The organism is Trinickia symbiotica (assembly GCF_002934455.1).
Lineage (GTDB): Bacteria > Pseudomonadota > Gammaproteobacteria > Burkholderiales > Burkholderiaceae > Trinickia > Trinickia symbiotica.
In genome coordinates this window covers 531370-549039 of record NZ_PTIR01000001.1, presented here as the reverse complement: position 1 = coordinate 549039, position 17670 = coordinate 531370, and the positions used below count along the sequence as shown (strand labels likewise).

The following is a 17670-nucleotide window of genomic DNA, read 5'->3' as shown; positions in this document are numbered from 1 at the left end:
GCCTAAGCCGGCAAGCGGATCGCCCCTGCGTCCTTGCGAATCAGAAACGACGCCGCCAGCATCTGCTTGCACTGAAGCACGAGCATCTTGATTTCGTGAACGAACTCGGGCGGCCGCGTTCCCGCCTTTTCGATTTCCGTCACCATCGAATCGAGCTCGCGCGTGAGCTGCTTCGTCGTCTCCGCTTGATCGGCGGGAGGAGGCTCGCCCGCCTGCGCGCGGGCGAGGTTATCGCGCACGGTGGAGAGCGCGCGTGCCAGCGCCGCCGGCGCATCGTTCCCCTCGTCTGCGAAGTTGCGCACGAGCGCCGCCGCCGTCGCGATCTGCGCGGCGAGCACATGGCTTTGCACGAGCAGGTCGTTGATCTCGGGCACGAACTTCTGCTGTGGCTTCGGCTCGAGCATCATGCGGCGGAATGCCTGCCCCAGGTTCGCGAATGCGACATGCGCGTTCTTGCGCGCCAGCCGGAAGCGGATGTCGGGATCGGCGGCGCTCGTGCTCGTATCCGGCGCCCTCGTCGCAGACGCACCCGACGCATTCCCGCCGTCCGCGCTCGGCTTGCCGCCGAACGACAAGACAGTTTCGAAGTATTGGCGCATCGCCGACAGCAGGTCCGCGACGAGCTTTCCCATCACGCGATATTCCCAATACGGGAAGAAATGGCTGGCCGCGATGGCGAGGGCGCATCCGATGACCGTATCGATCGCGCGCTCACCGATGATGCGCAGGCTGCCCGGCGCCAGCAGGTGAAAGAGCATCAGCACGTAGGACGACGTAAAGACGACGCTCGCCGCATAGTTGAAGAGCAGCAGGCTGTAGCTCATCACCATCGAGCCGAACATGACGGCGAGCAGGATCTTGGGCGAATGCACGGTGAAGATCAAAGCGAGACTGACGGCGCAGCCGATCGCGGTGCCGACGATACGCTGCGTGTTACGCTGCTTCGTCAGCGAATAGCCGGGCTTCATGATGATGAGCGTCGTCATGACGATCCAGTACGCATTCGTGAGCGGCAGAATGCGGCCCAGCCAGAAGCCGATGGCGACGGCGATCGTCACGCGCAACGCATGACGAAAGCTCGGGGACGACATCGTCAGATTCGAGAAGATCTGCCGCAACGGCACGCGCCGCCCCGAGAGAAAGCGCCTCAGGCCCGGATCGATCCGTATCTCCGTGCTGCTTGGCGCCGCCTCGCTCGAGAGGCTTTTCTTCATCTTGTCGATGAGACGAATGCCGCTCCAGATGCGCCGAAACGAAGTCGTCGCCGCCGCATAGGCCTCGGGGTTCGCTTGCGCGCTGTGCCCTTTGCGCACGAGCTCGAGCTCGTATTCGATCGCGCGCAACTCCGCCTTGACGTTGATGCGCGAGTCCGGCGCACGGTTCTGCAGGACGGCAAGCCCGACTTCCTCGAGATCGCGCGCCGCTTTGCGGATCAGGTCGCGATAGAACATCATGAGGTCCGCATTGCCGAAGGTGCGGCGCAGCAGCGGGTAGTCGGTATGGGCGCCGACGAAAAGCTCGTGCAAGTCGACCGAATTGATGAAGAGGTTGAAGAGCGCGACGCGGCGCGGGTCGAGCTTGCCGCGCCTGAGCTTCGGCAGGTTGCGCAAAACGATCGCGCGCGCGGCGTCCTGCATTTCGATGGCCGCGATCTGTTTTTCGACGAGGTTGGCGTAACAGGCATCGAGATCGGCATCGATGTCATAAAAATCTGCGCGCGCGAGCAGATAGTCGGCACCGGCGAACACGCACTCGGCGAGCGCCTGTTTTTCGACACGGTATGCCTGCCATTGCAGCAGCAGCGTGGCCCAATAGGTGTACCAGAGGCCGCCGGCGAGAATCCATGCGGCGTTGACGAGCGCATGCACCGGCGTCAGGTGTTCCTCGAGCGTCACGACCATCATGAACAGCGTCGCGAATCCGATTTGCGGCCAGCGATTGCCGTAGACGACGGTCAGCGAGAGCGCGAACGTCAGCGAGACGACGGTCGCCCAGAGCACGAACACGTTGAATGTCGCGAGACCCGTTGCGAGCGCGGAGAGAAAGCCGAGCACGCTGCAAACGAGCATCTCGTTGTGCTTGTACTTGAGCGGGCCGGGCATGTCGACGACGCAGGCGCCGAGTGCGCCCGTCGCGATCGTGAAGCCGAGATCGGCGTTATGAAAAACGATGAGACAGAGCACGGCCGGCAGCGAGATGCCGACCGCCATGCGCAGTCCACCGAAGAAATATTGGCTATAGAGAAATTTCTTGATTTCGATCGAATAGCGCATCGGGACCATACGGGGCGGCGGGTGGGGCCGTCGGGCCCATCGGTTCGGATTTTGCGACGAGTCTATCGTATTCTGTTTGTTTTGTTACCAGAGCGCGTCCCATGATGTTTCGCCATACCGTTTCGCCTGCCGAGGTCGAGCTGACGGCTGTGCGCGCGCAAGGCGCCGGCGGCCAGAACGTGAACAAGGTATCGAGCGCAATCCATTTGCGCTTCGATATTCGCGCTTCGTCGCTGCCCGAGCCCATCAAGATGCGACTGCTCGCGCTCCATGATCATCGGATCACGCGCGACGGCATGGTCGTCATCAAGGCGCAGGAGTATCGGACTCAGGAAATGAACCGCGCTGCCGCGCTCGCGCGGCTCAACGAGTTGATCGCGAGCGTCAGCGTCGCGCCGCGCGCGCGGATTCCGACGAAGCCGACGCGCGCCTCGGCGGTCCGGCGGCTGGAAAGCAAGACGCGCCGCGCGGACATCAAGGCAGCGAGAGCGCGGATCGTCGACCGCGAGCGCTGAAGGGGCGTACTCAACTCTCGTCGAAGAGCCGCACGGACGATCCGTTCGGCGCGAAATCGACACAGAAGACTTGCGTCACGCCGCCGACTTCGATGGCGACGGCCGCCGTATAGCAGTCTTTCCCTTCGGTCAGCGAGTAATGCGGGCCCATCACGGCGACGCGCCCGGGGGCCGCCAGCGCGCGCCGAAAATAAGCGCGGCGCGACCAATTGCTGTAGGTGTCGGGGAACAGCGGCCAAAGGCGCGCGGGTTTCGGCGCGGTCTCGTGCGTAATCGAGGGCTGATGCTGTTCGCCGTCCGCATCGAGGACGAACACGCGGCGCGCCGGCGACCGTGCGAACGTTTCGCGGGCCGCGAGCGCGAGGTCGCGCGTGTCCGCATAGACGCGAGCGCCGGCGAGCACGGTCGCCTCGAATTCGGCGAAATCGGCGGGCACGCGCGGCACCGTGCCCGCATGCGCGCGAAATCGCTCCCACATGGCATCGATCGCCGGCGCCGCCGCGCGGCCGGCCGCATCGAGCGAAGCGCCCGGCTCGCCGAGCCAGTACCCTTGGATGAAGTCGGTATCGGCCTCCATCAGCGTCAGCATTTCCGCTTCGTTCTCCACGCCTTCGCCGAGCACGAGCGTTCCCGCACGGTGAAGCATCGTGACGAGCTGCGTCGCGAACTGTGGATCGGCTCCGGGCGTCGCCATGCGCGCGACGAGCGAGCGATCGAGCTTGACGATGTCGGGCCGCACGTGCCAGATGCGGTCGAAATTCGAGAACCCGGTGCCGAAATCGTCGATCGCGATCAGCAATTGGCGCTCACGCAACGCCTCGACGGTGCGCATGAAGAGCCCCTCGTCGGCGGCGGGCTCTTCGATCATCTCGATGACGACGCGCCATGGCGGCAAGCCGAAGTGGTCGCAAAGCTCGTCGATGAAAGACGTGTAGGACCAGCCGGTGCGGAAAAGGCGCGGCAGCGCGTTGACGAATAGCCAGCCGCCATCAGTGCGCGCCGGGCCGCCCCAAGCGCACTGATCGCCCCCTTGGGGGGCAGCGAGCGAAGTGAGCGTGGGGGCTACTGTTCTAGTGTTCTGCTCGGCAAAGTTGGCGAAATGGACACAACGTGCGAGGCGCTCGAAGGCGAGCGCGGCGCCCTTGCCGGGGGCGCGCGCGAACACCGTATCGGGCCGGAGCGCACGGCCGCTCTGGTCCGTTGCGCGCAGCAGCGCTTCATAGCCGACGATGCGCTTGTGCGTGATCGAGACGACGGGCTGGAATACGCTACGCAGCGTCAAGCCTTGATAGACGATATGCCAACCCGCGTCGTCGCGTCGCAGGTGGGACAGGATGCCGCCGAGCGTCAACTCCCGTTGCGATGCCATGGCGATAGCGCGATCAGCGCGAGTAAGCGTTGCGGAGCCGGCTCGGCGGCGCGCAAGACGTGGGAACGGATCGTGTCCGCCGCGCACGCGCGGTTGCGCGGGGCGGGGCGAACGGGGAGGCCGGACATGCCTGACTGTACCCATACGAAAGAATGCCAGTGTAGCAAACGCGCAGATGCACCATGGTCGCGAGCCTATGCCCGCGACCGTGCACCCCTATGTTCGATGGGGTACGGTGGGAAGGAGTTGGCGTACGCACGCGGTCATCCGGCGTGAGCCGCCGAACATTGCCGACGCGCGAACGCCACGTGCGGGCTGAGTGGCGCTATTGCCGCTGATAAATCTCCGCGCCGCTCTTGACGAACTCGACGGCTTTCACTTCCATGCCCTTCTTCAACGCTGCGTCTTCGGATACGCCTTGCGCCGCCGCGAACTCGCGCACGTCCTGCGTGATCTTCATCGAGCAGAAGTGCGGGCCGCACATCGAGCAGAAGTGCGCGACCTTGGCCGATTCCTTCGGCAACGTTTCGTCATGGAATTCGCGCGCCTTGTCGGGATCGAGGCCGAGGTTGAACTGGTCGTCCCAGCGGAACTCGAAGCGCGCCTTCGAGAGTGCGTTGTCGCGCACCTGCGCGCCCGGATGACCCTTCGCGAGATCGGCGGCATGAGCCGCGAGCTTGTACGTGATGATGCCTTCCTTGACATCGTCCTTGTTGGGCAGCCCGAGGTGCTCCTTCGGGGTGACGTAGCAGAGCATCGCCGTGCCGAACCAGCCGATCATCGCCGCGCCGATACCCGAGGTGATGTGGTCGTAGCCGGGCGCGATATCGGTCGTGAGCGGTCCGAGCGTATAGAACGGCGCTTCGTCGCACCATTGCAGCTGCAGGTCCATGTTCTCCTTGATGAGCTGCATCGGCACGTGACCCGGGCCTTCGATCATCACCTGGACGTCATGCTTCCACGCGATCTGGGTCAGCTCCCCGAGCGTCTTGAGCTCGCCGAGCTGCGCTTCGTCGTTCGCGTCGTAGATCGAGCCCGGACGCAGGCCGTCTCCGAGCGAGAAGCTCACATCGTAGGCCTTCATGATTTCGCAGATTTCCTCGAAGTGCTCGTAGAGGAAGCTCTCCTTGTGATGGGCGAGGCACCACTTCGCCATGATCGAGCCGCCGCGCGAGACGATGCCCGTCATCCGGTTCGCCGTGAGCGGCACATAGCGCAGGAGGACGCCGGCGTGGATCGTGAAGTAGTCGACGCCTTGCTCGGCCTGCTCGATGAGCGTATCGCGGAAGATTTCCCAGGTGAGCTCTTCGGCCTTGCCGTTCACTTTCTCCAGTGCCTGATAGATCGGCACCGTGCCGATCGGCACCGGGCTGTTGCGGATGATCCACTCCCGCGTTTCGTGGATGTGCTTGCCCGTCGACAGGTCCATGACCGTGTCCCCGCCCCAGCGGATGGCCCACGTCATCTTGTCGACTTCCTCGCCGATCGACGACGTGACGGCCGAGTTGCCGATGTTCGCGTTGACCTTCACGAGGAAGTTGCGGCCGATGATCATCGGCTCGCTCTCCGGGTGGTTGATGTTGGCGGGAATGATCGCGCGGCCGCGCGCCACCTCCTCGCGCACGAACTCGGGCGTGATCTCGCGCAGCGCATTCGCGCCGAACGCCGCGGCACCGAACGCCTGCCCCGGATGCTGCCGGCTCATCATCTCGGCTAGCTTGGCGCCGTTCGGGCCGCTCGCGCGCAGGCTCTCGACGTACTCGGCACGGCGCTGGTTTTCGCGGATCGCGATGAACTCCATCTCCGGCGTGATGATGCCCTGGCGCGCGTAGTGCATTTGCGTGACGTTGGCGCCGGCCTTCGCGCGCCGCGGCTTGCGATGCAGGCCGGGAAAGCGCAGCGAGGCCGTGTTCGCATCGGCGGCACGCTCGCGGCCGTACTCGCTCGTGAGGTCGGCCAGGACCTCCGTGTCGCCGCGCGCCTCGATCCAGCGCTGGCGCAAGGCGGACAGCCCCTGACGGATGTCGATCTTCACGTCCGGATCGGTGTAGGGGCCGGACGTGTCGTACACGAAGATCGGCGGATTCTTCTCGCCGCCGAAGCCGCTTGGCGTATCCGACTGCGTGATCTCGCGCATCGGCACGCGAATGTCCGGCTGCGAGCCCATCGCGTAGATCTTGCGCGAGTTCGGTAGCGGCGCGACGGCGGCGGCATCGACGTGCGCGTTGGCGGAAATGAACTTGGGGTTGGCATTCATATTCGAATCTCCTGGCTTGAGGCGCTAATGCAGGAGCAGGAGACGGGGAAGGAGGCCGGGCGGCGAAGGATTGCCTGAAACCCGTACGCTTCCCTGCGCTGGCATTATCCAGATCAGGTTCAAAGGGTGTTTCTCACCCGCGCGGCGCTACTCGTACGAAAGACTGGAAACGACGATCGTCGAGACAGCGCAACGCAGGACCCCCGCGTTAGCACCGGAGAAGATACACCGGCATGGCGGACCTGGCAACCGCGCAAGAAGCGCACCGCGCGCCAGGCTTTGCTGCGTGGCGCACGTTGTCCGACGAGACCGCCTTCGGGGCTGCGCCGGTGCGTCCCGGCAGGGCATTACCCGGGGAGCCCCTTGGGGCGCCGGCCTTGATCGGGCAGGTGCCGGAGCAGGGCGAGCAAGGCGAACGCGAAGCCCGCCGCAGTGACGCCCGTCCAGCCGAAGTGGCGCCACGCAAGCGCGCCCACGGCCGAGCCCGTTGCGCCGCCGATGAAGTAGCAGACCATGAAGACCGTGTTGACGCGGCTTCGCGCCTCGGGCTTCAGCGCATAAATGCGCGACTGATTGGAGATCTGCGCGGCCTGCACGCCGATGTCGAGAACGATCACCCCGATCACGAGCCCGACGAGGCTCGTTGCTGAAAGGGCGAAGACGACGAACGAGATCGCGACGAGCACGATCGAGAGCGAGACCACGGCGCGCGGCCCGCGCTTATCTGCCGAGCGCCCGGCGAGCGGCGCCGCCATCGCGCCCGCCGCGCCGACGATGCCGAAGAGGCCGGCCGCCTGCGGCCCGAGGTGGAACGGCGGTCCGGCGAGCAGCAGCGTCAACACGGACCAGAACGCGCTGAATGCCGCGAAGAGCGCGGCGCCCGTGAACGAGGCCTGGCGCAGCCCGGGAAGCTCGACGGCGAGGTGCCACATCGACGCCAGCAGCTTGCCGTACGGCAGTGTCGACGTCGGCTGGCTCTTCGGCAAGCGCAGCACGACGACGGCGGCGAGCGCGAGGAGCGCCGCGACCGATGCCGAAAAGACCGCGCGCCAGCCGAAGTACTGCGCGACGAAGCCCGCCGCCGTGCGCGCGAGCAGAATGCCGAGCAGCAGTCCGCTCATAACGGTGCCGACCGCATGGCCGCGCTCAGCGGGCGGCGCGAGCTCGGCGGCGAACGGGACGGCTTGCTGCGCGATCGTCGAGAGAATCCCGATGGCGAGGCTCGTGCAGGCGAGCACCGCGAGCGTCGGCGCAATCGCGGCGATCACGAGCGCCAGCATGAGGCCGGCCGTTTGCAGTAGGATGATGCGGCGGCGGTCGAACCGGTCGCCGAGCGGCGCGAGGAACAACATGCCGGCGGCATAGCCGAGCTGGGTCGACGCCGGCACGGCGCCGACCCAGGCCGCCTCGGCCGGATAGCTCGCTCGCAGACTGTCGAGCAACGGCTGGTTGTAGTAGATGTTCGCGACCGAGACGCCTGCCACCGTCGCGAGCAGCAACAACATGCCGCGCGAATAGTGATCCGCCTGTCCGGCGGCGCTCGAACGGCTATCGGCGGAAGAAGACACGATTGGCCTGACCTAAGAAGCGGTGGCGAGAGAGAAGGAGGTGCCCGTCAGTCGATGAGCTTGCCGTCCGGCTCGTAGAACGGGTAGGGCCCTTCCCCTTCGTCGACATAGGCGTGGTGAGTCACGAGCCCCGTGGCCTCGTCGTAGCGATGGAGCGCGAAGGCGGGCGGCTCGAGGCGGAATGACGAAGGCCCGTCCTCGCGCAGATCGAGCGCGACCTGATGCGCCGGGGCGGGCACGGCCGATGCCACCGTCCCGCCGAATCGCGTGAACATCGGCCGATGAACGTGCCCGCAGATCACGCGCTCGACGTTGGGATGCTGTCTCACGATCGTGGCCAGCTGCTCGCTCGAGGCCGCGTCGAGCCGCTGGCGGTCCATATGGCCGATTCCGGAGACGAACGGCGGATGATGAAGCGCGATGACGACGGGCATGCCGCGGGCTTTCTCGAGCTCGGCCGAAAGCCACGCGAGCCTCGTCTCGCAAAGCGCCCCCGCGCTGGCCCGCGGCACTTGCGAATCGAGCGCGACGAGGCGAAGCGGGCCGACATCGACGGAGTACTGAACGAACTCTTCACCCGAATGCAACCACGGCTGCTCGCCGAAAGCGTCGCGCAAGGCGCCGCGATCGTCATGATTGCCGACGAGTAGATAGTACCGAATGGCGAGCGGCGCGAGCAGCCCGCGCAGATGCTGGTATTCCTCCGCGGTGCCGTAGTCGACGAGATCGCCGGTTATAACGACCGCGTCGGGGCGTGGCTCGAGTGCGTTGAGCCGCGCGATGCAGCGCGCGAGGGCAGCCGCCGTATCGACGCGCCGATAGGCGAGCGCGCCGGGGCGCTTGATGTGCAGGTCGCTGATTTGTGCCAGCAGCATGAACGATTCCGTAGTAGTCGAGGTTGTGTCGTTGTATCGATGCGTGTCCAACATGGGCGCCGGCGCGAGCCGGAAACGGTGCGCCCGCCGCGCGTTTGAACGGGCGGCGGGCGCGGCCGTCGCGGCCGATCAAGCGAGCGCGATGAGGCCTTCGGGCGCCACGTCGATGCCGACGGCTTGGCCGCGCGTCAGCTCAATGCGCCCGGGCGCGTCGATGACGAGCGTATCGGCGGCCGCCCCGCTCACCGTCACGCGCGTGCGCTCGCCGAGGAACGAGATGCCTTCGACGGTGCCGACGAGCGAGGCCGCGGCCGGCTCGACGAGCCGGGCGTCCTCCGGCCGGAAGAAAAGCTCGCTGCCAGCCGCCGGCACGAGCGCCGGCGGCAACCTGATCGTGCCCCCCGCGGTCGCGAGCGCGCCGTCCCGCCATTGTCCCGCGAGACGGTTGATCGTGCCCACGAACTGCGCAACGTGCCTCGACGCCGGCCGATAGTAGATCTCGCGCGGCGTGCCGACTTGCTCGATACGTCCGGCGCTCATGACGACGATCCGGTCTCCGAGCTCCATCGCCTCGGCCTGATCGTGCGTCACATAGACGGTCGTCACGTTGAGCCCGCGCAGCAGCGCGTTCATCTCGCGGCGCAGCGTATCGCGCAGGCGCGCGTCGAGCGCCGTGAGCGGCTCGTCGAGCAGCAGCACGCGTGGCTCGCGCGCGAGCGCGCGGGCGAGCGCGACCCGCTGACGCTGCCCGCCCGAAAGCTGATCGATCGGCTTATCGCCATGCGCTTCGAGCCGCATCATCGCGAGCAGCTCGTCGACGCGCCGCCGTGCCTTGGCGGGCTCCACCTTTGCGATCTTCAAGCCATAGCCGATGTTCTCGCGTACGTTGAGATTCGGAAACAGCGCATAGCTCTGAAACACCATGCCGACCTGCCGGCGTTCGATCGGCAGCCGCGTCACGTCGTCGTCGCCGAACGAGACCGTGCCGCCCGCATCCGGCGTCTCGAGCCCGGCGATGATGCGCAGCGTCGTCGTTTTGCCGCAGCCCGAAGGGCCGAGCAGCACGATCGTTTCACCGGCGCCGATCGCGAGGTCCAGTGGCTCGAGCACACGCGTGCCTTGAAACGTTTTCGCGCAGCGCGACAGGGTGATGGGAACGGGAGTGAGCTTCATGGCATTTCGGCGAGAGAGACGAAGAAGGTCGGCCGACGCACTAGCCGCGCTTGCGCCGCAGTGCGCGCTGGCCTGTCGCGTCGACGCCGAGCCACTGCATAGCGACGAGCAACGGCATCGTCATGACGAAGAAGACGATCGTGTAGGCGCTGCCGATCTCAATGCGCAGCGACGCATAGGTATCGGCGAGCCCGACGGGGAGCGTCTTCGTATCGGGAGTGTGGAGCATCCAGGTGAGATTGAACTCACCGATCGAAAGCGTCACGACGGCGAGCGCGCCCGCGAGGATGCCGGGCCGCAGATTCGGCAAGACGACGGTTCTGAATCGTTCGAGAAACGTTGCGCCGAGGCTGGCCGCCCCCTCCTCCAGCGTGCGCAAATCGACGCTCGCGGCCACGGCCGCGACCGCGCGCACCATGAACGGCAGCGTGAAGACGACGTGACCGGCGACGATGAACCAAAGACTCATGCGAAACGCCGTGAAGCCGCCGTAGACGACGATGAGCGCGAGCGCCGAGGCGAGGCCGGGCAGCGCGATCGGCAGCACGAGCAGTTCCTCGACGAAGCGCGCCGCGCGGGTCTTGCTGCGCGCGAGCGCGTATCCGGCCGGCACACCGGTGATGAGCGTGACGACGAGCGTGGCGGCCGCGACTTCGAGCGAGAGGAAGACCGACGCGTGGTATTGCGTCCAGACTTCGACGAGCCAGCGCACCGTGAGACCACTCGAGACGCCGCGGAAATAGTTGACGGTGAGGCCGGCCATCACCGACATCACGACGGGAACGATGAGGAACGCGCAAAGCGCGAGCGTGACGGCCCATTGGCCAAGGGCGATGAGGCGCCGCGGCATAAAGAGATGGGCGATGCGTCGAGCCCCGTGCCCGTTGCCGGCGGTCGTATCGACGATGACGTTCATGGCGAAATCCTGTCGCGCATAAGGAGGCTCATGCCGTTGCAGCGACGGCCGAGCCCGTCGCGCTGCGTGCGAGTGCCAGCACGATCCACGTCACGATGCCGAGCACGACCGAGAGCCCGGCTGCCGTCACCATGTTGGCGTTCAGCGTGAACTCGGTATAGATCGTCATCGGCAGTACGTCGATGTCGGTGGCGAGCGTGAACGCCGTGCCGAACGCACCCATCGCCGTCGCGAAGCAGATTGCGCCGGCTGCGACGAGCCCCGGCGCGAGCGCGGGGAGGATCACGTCGCGCATGATCCGCCACGGCGACGCCCCGAGCGAGCGCGCCGCCTCCTCGAGCGAGCGGTCGAGTTTCGAGGCCGAGGCCATCACGGTCACGATCACTCGCGGAATCGAGAAATAGAGGTAGCCGCAAAAGAGCCCGGCCATCGAGTAGGCGAAGACCCACTTGTCGCCCGTGAGCTTTTGCGTGATCGCGCCGATGAGCCCTTGCCGGCCCGCGAGCATGATGACCATGAAGCCCACGACGACGCCCGGGAACGCGAGCGGAAACGTGAGCAGCGCGACGAGCGTGCGCTTGCCCGGGAATTCCCGGCGCGCGAGCAAAAGGCCCGCGATTACCGAAAGCACGAGCGTTGCGATCGTGACGGCCGCCGAGAGCGCGACGGTCGCGCCGAGGCTGCCCATATAACGCGCATTGGTGACGAGCGCGCGATAGGTCGCGAACGCATGACCATTGCCGCTCACGCCGACGAGCACGCCCATCGGCAGCAGCCAGAACGCGACGAAGACGGCGAGCGCGGGCGCGAGGAGCGCGACGCGCCAGCGCAGCGGGAAGGTGATGTCGTGCATGGTGAAACGGGCCCGTTGCCTGCGTCCTCAATGCATGATCTTCAGGTATTCCTGGCCGAACTGCTGCTGCTGAGCGGCCATCTTCGCGAAGTCGACGGGTTTGGCGCGCGCGTACTCGCTCGCCGGCAGGAACTTCGCGGACGCTTCCTTGCTCATCGCGCTCGCGCGCACGGGGCGCAAATACGCGTTGGCCCAGATCTTCTGCCCCTCGTCGGAGAGCACGAAGTCGAGCACCTTCTTGCCGTTCGCTTCATGCGGCGCACCTTTGACGAGACTCATCACGTAGGGCACGGAAATCGTGCCTTCCTTCGGAATCACGAACGCGACGTTCGCGTGATCCTTGTACTCGGCGCGATAGGCGTCGAAGTCGTAATCGATGAGGATCGGAATCTCGCCCGACAGCACGCGTGCATAGGCCGTCTGCTTCGGCACGATCGGCGCGTTCTTCTTGAGCGCCTCGAACCATTTGAGCCCCGGCTCGAAGTTGTCGAGCGTGCCGCCCAACGCCTGGTTGACGGCGACGGCGCCCGCATAGCCGACGAACGCGCTCGACGGATCGAGGTAGCCGATCATCCCCTTGTATTCGGGCTTGAGCAGGTCGGCCCAGGAGGTCGGCACAGGCTTGCCCTCGAGCGCGTCCTTGTTGACGAAAAAGCCGAGCGTGCCCGAATGGATGGCGAACCAGTAGCCTTGCGGGTCCTTCAGGCCGGCGGGGATATCGTCCCAGTTCTTCGGCTTGTAGGGTTGAATGACGCCCTTGTCCTTCGCCTGGAACGCCGACGAGACGCCGAGGTACACCACATCGGCTACGGGGCTCTTCTCCTCGGCGATCAATTGCGCGATGGCTTGCCCGGAGTTCTTGTTGTCGGACGGCACGTGAATGCCAGTCTTCTCCTGGATGGCTTTGAGCTCGCTGGCCCAATCGGCCCACTCCGGCGGGCAGTTGTAGCAGATCGCGGTGTCTTCGGCATGGGCCGTGCCGGCGAACGGCAGGGCCGCGGCGAGCGCCGCCGCACTGGCGCAGACGAATCGCGCAAAACGCGCGCGGACGGAAGATGAACGGCGTGTCACGTGAGGGTCTCCTTCGGTGCTGGGATGGGACGTCGGCGGACGGCGCCCCGCCGTGGGCGGAGTCGCCGTCCGAAGTACGGATTGCTACGGTTGTTCGCTGCGCCGCGCTTTTTCGATCGGCATTCAGACGACAGGCTGCGAGGGCAATGCCGGGTCGGCCGCGCCCGACAGCGCCCCGATCGTCGCGCCCTGGCGCAGCGTGTGGGGCAGCCTGAACGACAGCGATTCGCCATCGTCGGCGCCTGCGATGCGGGCCATCAGCCGCCGCCACGCGGAGCAGCCGATCTCGCGGTTCGGCGTCGCGACGCTCGCGAGCGGTGGCGAAAGCAGCTCGCTGACGGCGAGGCCGTCGAAGCCGAGGATCGACATATCGTCGGGGACCGAGTAGCGCGCGCGGCGCAGGCCGCGCATGACGACCATGGCGAGCAGATCGTTGCTGCAAAAGAGCGCGGTGGGGCGCTTCGGGCCCGACGTCAGATGAGCGAGCACGGACGGGGCGAGCTCGTCCGCGTTGAAATCCACTTCGAGCGCCGGCACCGGCTCGAGCCCCGCTTGCTGCATGGCTTCCGCGTAGCCGCGGTAGCGCAGTTGCGCGCGATCCGATTCGGCGAGGGTGCCTGCGACCATCGTCACGCGTCGGTGACCGTGCTCGATCAGCGTGCGCACGCCGTCGAACGCGGCACGCCGATTGTCGACCGAGACCGACGGGCGCCGCGCCGTATCGTTGTGCATGAGGACGTAAAGCATGCCCTCGCGCTCGAGGTCGTCGAGCAGCGGATGCGTGTTGGCGTCGGCGACCGTCATGATGAGCCCTTCGACTCGCTGCGCAAGCAGCGTCTCGATCGCATGGCGCTCGCGTGCGGCATCGTACTGGGTCGTCATCAGCATTAGCCGATAGCCCTCGCCCGAGGCGAGGTCGTCGATGCCTTGCAGGCATTCGGCGAAGACCGGGTTCGCGAGCGTCGGCAGCATGACGCCGATCAGACCCGTGCGTTCGCCGCGCAACTGGCGGCCGAGCGGACTCGGGCGGAACTGCAGCGTTTCGATTGCCTCGCGGATCTTCGCGAGCGTCACGCGGTTGACGGTGTGCGGCGCGTTGATGGCGCGCGAGACCGTCGCGATGGAGAAGCCGGCATAGGCGGCGACATCCTTGATGGTGTGTTTCATCGCAGTCTGTACAGTCCGGTAGTGCTGGGAATGTAAACGTTTACGTCGCAACGATTATCCTGGCCGATTATGACTGACACATGACACTTTTGCCCACATTGCGGGCCGAAAAAGTCTACCTTGCGGCTTGGCGAGTCCCGTGCCCGTAGGCATAATCGTCGCGGTTCGGCGCGGCGGCCCCGGGTGGGTGAGCGCTTTTTTTCTTCGAACCCCACTTTCATAGCAAAAAAGGATCGACGCGTGAGCCTTTGGTTTTTGGTTTTTCTAAGCGTGCTGCAAGGCGTGACTGAGCTTTTTCCCGTCAGCAGCCTTGGGCATACGCTGTTGGCGCCCGCGCTGGTCGGCATGCATATCGATAAGCACGCGCCGCAGTTGATCCCGTTTCTCGTCGCACTTCATTTGGGCACGGCCCTTGCGTTACTGTGGTATTTCAGGAAGCGCTGGATCGAGCTCGTGAGAGGGTGGTTCGGCACGCTCGCCGGCCGACCGAGCGACGAGGGCCACATGATGTGGGCGCTCATCATCGGGACGATCCCGGCGGGGCTCGTCGGTCTTCTGCTCGAAAAGCGCCTCGAACAGGTGTTTCACGACCTGCGCATCGTGGCGCTGGCGCTGATCGTGAACGGCGCATTGCTTTGGTTTGGCGACAGGCTCCAGCGCTTGCGTGCGCACCGTCCGCCCGAAAAGCTGACGTTCAAGCAGGCGTTTCTTGTCGGGCTTGCCCAGGTCGGGGCGCTCGTGCCGGGGTTCTCGCGCAGCGGGCTGACGATGATTGCGGGCAATGCGGCGGGGCTGACGGCGGAAAGCGCGGCGGAGTTCGCGTTCCTGCTCGGCACGCCGATCATCTTCGCGGCCGGTGTGCTCGAGGTGCCGAAGCTGTTCAAGGGGGCGCCAGGGCAGCTCGCCGACGCGGTGCTCGGCGGGGTGCTGACGGCGGTCGCCGCCTATCTGAGCGTGCGTTTCCTGATGCGCTACTTCGAGGGGCGCGGCCGGCTCGCCGCGTTCGGCGTCTATTGCATCGTGGCGGGCGCGCTTTGCCTCGTCTGGTTCATGACGCATACGCAGCCGGTGTGAGGGGGTGTTTCCGACAGTTGCGGTCTTCCATGGGCACGGCTTGCCAGACGGCGCGTAGCCCGATGCTGTGCCAACCGGCGAAAGGCGATCGGTTATAATCCGGCCCCCGGGATCGAGCGGGGACGCGTGCTGCGTCAGCCCGCCCGCCGTACAATTTCCGCGATGCCTCCCCATAGTTCAACGGATAGAACACGGGTCTTCTAAACCTGAAATCGAGGTTCGATTCCTCGTGGGGGGGCCAATAGCTTTTGCAGTGATGCAATAGCTGCCCTGAATTTCCCGCCAATCATCATTCGGCGTTGCGATCGTCGATCGCGGAGCAATCCTCCCAGACTACTTCTTCGATCCGGGCATCGGCCAGTCCGGCCGGTATGGCTTGGGCATCCCAGACGCGCCGAGCTATGCCAAATGGCCAGAAATCGACGAGCACGGGCCTGAGGGCGCTTTTAGTCAGAGAAAATGAGCCTCGCTTCGCCGACGTTATGTCGACGTCGGCGCAATTTCTCTGTTGCTAAACCATACGCAGGTAGCGTATAGTCGCCATGAAAGCCATCTTCGTCGAGCTTCCCCCGTTCCGTAGGGTTCGCGAGAACTATCTCGCGGATGATGAGTATCGCGCTCTCCAGGTCGAACTCATGGGCAACCCGGAAGCAGGCGACGTGATTAAGGGAACCGGTGGTCTGCGCAAGCTGCGATTTGGCGACAAGCGCCGCGGCAAAGGCAAGCGTGGTGGGCTCAGGTGATCTATTACTACTGGGTCAAGGGCCCCGAATTCTGGTTTTTTACGCTTTACGGCAAAGACGAGATGGACGACTTGTCGGAGGCTGGACGCGAGGCTTTCTCTGAGCTTCTGCGGGACGTTCTCAGGCTGGTGGATCGCTGATGGGAGTGCATGATGAAACGTAACTTGTTTGCCGAGCTGAAGGAAGGCATCGACGAACTGAAGGCGGCGCATGAGGGAAAAGCGACGCTTCGAACGGTCAGCGTCGAGATTCCGGACCGGGTCGAAGTAACCGCGGAAGAAATCCGGACTGTACGAGAGGCCATCAAGGCGTCTCAAGCCGTCATGGCCCGCCGCCTGCGGGTGAATGAGCGCACATATCAAAACTGGGAACAAGGTCGAGCCAAGCCGAACGCGCAGGCCGCCGTACTGATCAAGTTGGTCGAGAAGCACCCGGAACTGATGCAGATGCTCGAAACCCTCTAGGCTCGGCTAAATTCATGTCCGCCCGCCCAGCGCGGGCTCGCTCACATTGTCGGGGAAGTCCTTCTCCTCTCCCCGCTTTTCGGTCGGCTGTCTATTGACACAGGGCATTGATCCGGGCCGCCGCCACGCCGAATTCGACGCCCACTTTCAGAATATCCTCGGTTGACTTGCCCCTGGCGAGACACAGGCGCATGCGCTTGCGCCACGAAAGACGCCTACAAACCGGTTCCTATCCCCATCGATATCGATACCAGTCACTACCCTAGACAAGTTTCGCTGTTTTTGACAAGCATAAAAACTCGCCGAATTGCAAATTAACACCAAATTTTAGGACTAAAAGAAGTGCCATCCGTTGGCTTCTTATTTTTGAGATAAACGTCGCTGGTCAGCCTGTTGTTCGCCACTTCCCCATCGGCTAGAATCGATCGCCCGAGGAGGGGCGATGGAGGCGTATCCCGCGATGTTCGTTGTCGGTCTTACGCAAGGCGCATGTGGGCGCAGACGGAAGCAGGATCAGCAATTTATCGAATCCACGGTGCGGATGGTTTGGCATTCATCCGCTATCGACAATTCCAAGAAAATTCTCATATCAATTAATAGGTATTTGAATGCCCGATCGTCGTCATCGAATCCTCACGGAGATCGATTGAATCAAAAAGACAATACAGAGAGGGCCGATTTGCATGAATTCCCGGAAAATCCTTTTGTTGTCCCGCCCCAAGCATCGCATCAACGTGGCGATGCTGGACGATCATCCGATCGTCGCCCTGGGCGTGGCAACCTTCCTGCACGGATTTGCCGACTTCGATGTCACAGCGACTGTCACTGCGGCCGAGGATCTGATGACCGAGCTCGCAAGCAAGTCATACGACGTCGCGATCGTCGATTACTACTTGCCGGAGGATCGTGTCGACGGCGCCGCGTTCGTCAGGCGTCTGCGCACGGCTTTCCCGTCTCTCTCGATCGTGGTGCTTTCCGCCGCGCGCGCGGTCGATGCGGAATGTATCTGTCATCGCGCCGGCGCCAATGCATTTCTCGAGAAAGCCACGCCGTTGCCGTTGATCGCCGAAGCAATTCGCAATACGGTCGCGTGGCCGCGCAAATTCTTCGCCGTGCGTGACGGAGAAGTCGTACCCCTCGTGCCGATTCCACGCGAAGACACGCTGTCCTCGGCGGAACTCGAGATTCTGCGCTACATCGCCGAGGGGTTCTCGGTATCCCAGACCGCGCAACGTTTGCGCAGAAGCAAGAAGACCGTCAGCACGCACAAGCGAAGCGCGATGCGCAAGCTGCAGGTCGCGGACGACCTCGGCCTTGCACTTTATCTCAGGGAAAAGTTTCGCAGTTGAGTC

The 17670-nt window shown here is 64.6% G+C and carries 15 protein-coding genes and 1 tRNA gene; 6 read left to right on the top strand and 10 right to left on the bottom strand.

Features of this window, described 5'->3' with window-relative positions:
* Positions 1-2: 2 nt before the first annotated feature.
* Positions 3-2273 (bottom strand): FUSC family protein, encoded by a 2271-nt coding sequence (locus tag B0G57_RS02515; protein ID WP_026229357.1) that lies wholly within the window; start codon positions 2271-2273, stop codon positions 3-5.
* 101 nt (positions 2274-2374) lie between these two features.
* Here B0G57_RS02515 and arfB point away from each other — a divergent pair, with 101 nt between their 5' ends.
* Positions 2375-2788, top strand: coding sequence for an alternative ribosome rescue aminoacyl-tRNA hydrolase ArfB (arfB, locus tag B0G57_RS02510; RefSeq protein WP_018439012.1), 414 nt, complete (start codon positions 2375-2377; stop codon positions 2786-2788).
* Positions 2789-2798: 10 nt separating this feature from the next.
* On the opposite strand, the gene B0G57_RS02505 is transcribed toward arfB, so the two are convergent.
* The 9 genes from B0G57_RS02505 to B0G57_RS02465 form a co-directional block, all read right to left on the bottom strand.
* Positions 2799-4157, bottom strand: coding sequence for a sensor domain-containing phosphodiesterase (locus B0G57_RS02505; protein ID WP_018439011.1), 1359 nt, complete (start codon positions 4155-4157; stop codon positions 2799-2801).
* 325 nt (positions 4158-4482) lie between these two features.
* Positions 4483-6414, bottom strand: a complete 1932-nt coding sequence (gene thiC, locus B0G57_RS02500; protein WP_018439010.1) for a phosphomethylpyrimidine synthase ThiC — start codon at positions 6412-6414, stop codon at positions 4483-4485.
* Positions 6415-6761: 347 nt separating this feature from the next.
* Positions 6762-7919: an MFS transporter gene (locus B0G57_RS02495; RefSeq protein WP_018439009.1), complete on the bottom strand. Its 1158-nt coding sequence runs from the start codon at positions 7917-7919 to the stop codon at positions 6762-6764.
* Between the two features lie 110 nt (positions 7920-8029).
* On the bottom strand, positions 8030-8857 hold the full coding sequence (locus B0G57_RS02490; protein WP_018439008.1) for a phosphodiesterase: 828 nt from the start codon (positions 8855-8857) through the stop codon (positions 8030-8032).
* Positions 8858-8986: 129 nt separating this feature from the next.
* The gene (locus B0G57_RS02485; RefSeq protein WP_018439007.1) at positions 8987-10030 is read right to left on the bottom strand and encodes an ABC transporter ATP-binding protein; all 1044 of its coding nucleotides are present in this window, start codon (positions 10028-10030) and stop codon (positions 8987-8989) included.
* Between the two features lie 40 nt (positions 10031-10070).
* The gene (locus tag B0G57_RS02480) at positions 10071-10946 is read right to left on the bottom strand and encodes an ABC transporter permease (RefSeq protein WP_018439006.1); all 876 of its coding nucleotides are present in this window, start codon (positions 10944-10946) and stop codon (positions 10071-10073) included.
* 28 nt (positions 10947-10974) lie between these two features.
* The gene (locus B0G57_RS02475; RefSeq protein ID WP_018439005.1) at positions 10975-11799 is read right to left on the bottom strand and encodes an ABC transporter permease; all 825 of its coding nucleotides are present in this window, start codon (positions 11797-11799) and stop codon (positions 10975-10977) included.
* Positions 11800-11826: 27 nt separating this feature from the next.
* A complete protein-coding gene (locus B0G57_RS02470) occupies positions 11827-12870 on the bottom strand; it encodes an ABC transporter substrate-binding protein (protein ID WP_018439004.1) in 1044 nt (347 codons plus the stop codon).
* A 123-nt stretch (positions 12871-12993) separates the two neighbouring features.
* The gene (locus B0G57_RS02465) at positions 12994-14037 is read right to left on the bottom strand and encodes a substrate-binding domain-containing protein (protein WP_018439003.1); all 1044 of its coding nucleotides are present in this window, start codon (positions 14035-14037) and stop codon (positions 12994-12996) included.
* A gap of 240 nt (positions 14038-14277) precedes the next feature.
* Here B0G57_RS02465 and B0G57_RS02460 point away from each other — a divergent pair, with 240 nt between their 5' ends.
* From B0G57_RS02460 to B0G57_RS02440, 5 genes are all read left to right on the top strand, one after another.
* Entirely contained in the window at positions 14278-15111 is an 834-nt protein-coding gene (locus tag B0G57_RS02460) for an undecaprenyl-diphosphate phosphatase (RefSeq protein ID WP_018439002.1), read from the top strand.
* A 166-nt stretch (positions 15112-15277) separates the two neighbouring features.
* A tRNA-Arg gene (locus B0G57_RS02455) sits at positions 15278-15352 on the top strand.
* 301 nt (positions 15353-15653) lie between these two features.
* Positions 15654-15854 (top strand): hypothetical protein, encoded by a 201-nt coding sequence (locus B0G57_RS32220; protein ID WP_018439000.1) that lies wholly within the window; start codon positions 15654-15656, stop codon positions 15852-15854.
* A 152-nt stretch (positions 15855-16006) separates the two neighbouring features.
* The gene (locus tag B0G57_RS02445; RefSeq protein ID WP_026229355.1) at positions 16007-16318 is read left to right on the top strand and encodes a helix-turn-helix domain-containing protein; all 312 of its coding nucleotides are present in this window, start codon (positions 16007-16009) and stop codon (positions 16316-16318) included.
* 683 nt (positions 16319-17001) lie between these two features.
* Positions 17002-17667 carry a response regulator transcription factor gene (locus B0G57_RS02440; protein ID WP_018438997.1) on the top strand — a complete coding sequence of 222 codons (666 nt, stop codon included), beginning with the start codon at positions 17002-17004 and terminating at the stop codon, positions 17665-17667.
* The last annotated feature ends 3 nt before the right edge of the window (positions 17668-17670 follow it).